The sequence below is a fragment of the Actinomycetospora sp. genome (genome assembly GCF_055612215.1).
In genome coordinates, this window is sequence record NZ_JBVPVA010001013.1 from 1 (window position 1) to 3,435 (window position 3,435).

Consider the following 3,435-nt stretch of genomic DNA (forward strand, 5'->3'; position numbering starts at 1 on the left):
TCGGTGACGGCGAGGTCGGAGAAGCCGTGGCCGGCGCCGACCGGACGGACGGTGTGCCCGCGCTCGGCGGCCCGGCGGACCACCCCCGCGACGCCGGCCTCGTCGAGCGGCCGGGCGGTGGCCACGGGCCGGCAGCGTTGCCCGCCCGACCAGTTCGTCCACATCGGGGTCACCCTAGGACCCCGCGTCCGGTGGGCGCGTGACTCCGACCCGGGTGGCCCGACCGCGCCCGCGGACGACGACGGCCCGGGGGCGGGCGCCTCGCGCGCCGCCCCCGGGCCGTCGGGGTGTGGGGTCCTCAGGCGACGAACTTGCCGATCGCGACGTCCACGCCGTCGCGGACGGTGGCCGCCGTCGTGCCGGCGGCCGAGCGCGCGCCCTCGGCCCACTCGGAGAGGTCGGGGCCGTCCGAGCTCCCGGTGAGCTGGCGGGTCTGCTTCGCGAGCTTGCGCGAGGCCCGGCGGGCGCGCCAGCCCAGCGAGGGCTTCCCCTCGGTGTCCACCGCGGCGAGGATCAGCCCGCCGAGCAGCCCGAGGTTCTTGAGGAAGTGCTGCTCCTGGGCGGTGCGCTCCTCGCCGTCGTACTCCCAGAAGGCGTGCGCGGTGATCGTCGTGGGGATGACGCTGCCGGCGAGCAGGAGCGAGGCGATGCGCGGGAACTTGCCCAGGGCGAGCAGGACACCCGCGCCGATCTTCACGCCGGCGTCGATGCGCACGAGCTGCTCGGGCTCGGTGGGCGCCTGCGGTGGGAGCTTGTCACCCACCACGTTCTGCGCCTGCGCGACCTTGGGCGCGGCGGCCTTGATGCGGGGCTCGGGGTTGAGCAGGGTGTCGATCCCGCCCTTGATGAACACCGCGGCCAGCAGGGGTCGGGCGAGGCGACGGACCAGCATGGGCAAAGACCTCCGAGGGCAGGGATGGTGGCCGGGGCGATACCCGGCTCCGGCTCGGGGCACACCTCACCACGCCCGGACCCCCACGCACACGACGAGGGGCGCCCCCGTCCGCTCCCCAGCGCGGAGGTGCCCCTCGTGGCGTGTTCCTCGACCGCGTCACGGCCGTTCCGGACTCCCCCGACGGGACCGGACCGGCGTCCTCAGTGACGCAGGGCGTGGCGCCCGCTCTCGGGCTCCACGCGCGGGCGACGGCGGCGCTCCGCCCGCCGACGCAGCTCGTCCTCGGTCGAGGCGAGCGGAGCGCCGGCCGGCTCGGCGCCCCGGTGCGTGCGCTCCTGGGCCGGGAACGGGCCCGACCCCGGGTGCGGCGCCGGGATGTCCGGGTGGGCCGGGGCCCTGCGCTCCTCGCGCCGGGCCTCGTCGTACCGCGGCCCGTCGTACCGGGCCGCGTCGTACCGGGCGTCGTGCCGCGACCCGACGTCACGGGGTCCGCGGTAGCGCGGCCCGTCGTACCGGTCGTCGTGCCGCTCGCGGACCTCGTGCGCGACCGACCGGAAGATCGGGGTCGGCTCGAACTCCGAGCGCGCGGGCACCGCCGGACGGACGGGGCGCCGGCCCTCGGAGCGGGCGCGCTGCGCCCGCACGAAGCGCTCGCGCGCGATCCGGTCGGGCTCGGGGTCCCGCGGCCCCCGCGGCGGCGCGACCCGCTCCAGGCGCGCCGGCTCGTCGTACGTCCACGACCCGGTGTCGTCGAGACGCCACCCGCCGCGCACCGTCTCCTCTCGCCAGACCCACATGTTCCACCTCCGCCAATGCGCCCACACGGTTCACCGACACAGGGGCGAACGGCCGCCGGTGTTGGTGTCAGACGGGGCAACGGCAGGGCCGGGGCGAACCTTGTGGGCGACGCGCCGAGCCAACCGCGACACGCCCGAACACCCCCTGTCCGTGTGTCACTCCACCGGTGCACGAAGCAGGTCCGGGCGCGGAGCAGCGCCGAGGTGACGCCGGGTGACGTCCCACCGCTCGACCGAGGCACCCGGGTGATACCTCCGGGGGCGGGGTTCCCGTGCGGCCGGTCGCCACCGCATCGAGTGGATGCGCACGGTGGTGGGAGCCCCTGTCGAGCGACGGGGAGCGGGAGTGGTCCGGGGTCCGGGTGGTCCCGACGCGGCCTCCCCACTGCGGCGGGGCCCGCCAGCGACGACGATGCGGCGGTGCGATGCGTGGTCACCGGTGCGACCGGCTACATCGGCGGGCGGCTCGCCCCACGACTCGTGGCGGAGGGACACACGGTGCGGTGCGTGGTGCGCACCCCCGCGAAGGTCAAGGACATCCCGTGGGCGCAGCAGGACGCCGTCGAGGTGGTGCGCGGCGACGTCCTCGACGGCGCGTCGATGCGCGCGGCCTGTGAGGGCGCGGACGTCCTCTACTACCTCGTCCACTCCCTCTCCGAGGCCGGCTTCGCCGCGGTCGACCGGCGCGCGGCACTGATCACGGCCGAGGCGGCCCGCGACGCCGGGGTGCGGCGGATCGTCTACCTCGGCGGCATCCACCCCGAGGGGGTCGAGCTCACCGAGCACCTCTCCTCGCGCACCGAGGTCGGCGAGATCTTCCTCCACTCCGGGGTCCCGACCGTGGTCCTGCAGGCGGCGATCATCCTCGGGTCCGGGTCCGCGAGCTTCGAGCTGCTGCGCTACCTCACCGAGCGGTTGCCGGTGATGCTGACGCCGTCGTGGGTGCACCACCGCGTCCAGCCGATCGCGATCCGCGACGTGCTGCACTACCTCACCCGCGTGGTCGACCTCCCGCCCGAGGTCAACCGCACCTTCGACATCGGCGGGCCCGACGTCCTCACCTACCTGGCGATGATGGAGGGCTTCGCGGAGATCGAGGGCCTGCCGCCGCGTCGGATGCTGCCGGTCCCGGTGCTGAGTCCGCGCCTGTCCTCCCACTGGGTCAACCTCGTCACCCCGGTCCCGCGCTCGACGGCGGTACCGCTGATCGACTCGCTGGTCCACGAGGTCGTCGCCGCCGAGCACGACATCGACGCGTGGGTGGACCCGCCGGCGGAGGGCCTGCTCGGGTTCCGTCCGGCGGTGGAGCTGGCGCTCACGCGGATCCGGGACGGGCAGGTCGAGACCCGCTGGTCGGGGGCCAACGCGCGCTACGCGCCGTCCGACCCGATGCCCTCGGACCTCCTGCCCTCCGACCCGGACTGGGCCGGCGGCACGGTCTACACCGACGTCCGCGAGCGGGCGTCCGCCGCGCAGGCCGAGACGCTCTGGCACGTGATCGTCGGGATCGGCGGGGACCGCGGCTGGTACTCGTTCCCGCTGGGCTGGTGGGCGCGCGGGATCCTGGACCGACTGGCCGGGGGCGTGGGCCTGCGGCGGGGCCGTCGGGACGCGGACTCGCTCAAGGTCGGGGACGCCCTCGACTGGTGGCGGGTGGAGGAGTACATCGAACCCACCGCGACGGCGGACGTCTCGGCGTCGGTGCCCGACCTCGAGGACGGCGAGTACCTGCTGCGGCTGCGC

At 75.6% G+C, this 3,435-nt stretch carries 3 protein-coding genes; 1 reads left to right on the forward strand and 2 read right to left on the reverse strand.

The features are described from left to right. Positions 1–298: 298 nt before the first annotated feature. Together AC0CYZ_RS27540 and AC0CYZ_RS27545 are read right to left on the reverse strand one after the other, a co-directional pair. Positions 299–892 carry a DoxX family protein gene (locus AC0CYZ_RS27540; protein WP_472221299.1) on the reverse strand — a complete coding sequence of 198 codons (594 nt, stop codon included), beginning with the start codon at positions 890–892 and terminating at the stop codon, positions 299–301. A gap of 203 nt (positions 893–1,095) precedes the next feature. Then, positions 1,096–1,692 (reverse strand): hypothetical protein, encoded by a 597-nt coding sequence (locus tag AC0CYZ_RS27545; RefSeq protein WP_472221300.1) that lies wholly within the window; start codon positions 1,690–1,692, stop codon positions 1,096–1,098. Positions 1,693–2,112: 420 nt separating this feature from the next. Between AC0CYZ_RS27545 and AC0CYZ_RS27550 the strand changes: the two genes are divergently transcribed. Continuing rightward, positions 2,113–3,435: DUF2867 domain-containing protein (locus tag AC0CYZ_RS27550; protein ID WP_472221301.1), on the forward strand; the 1,323-nt coding region annotated here is incomplete at its 3' end.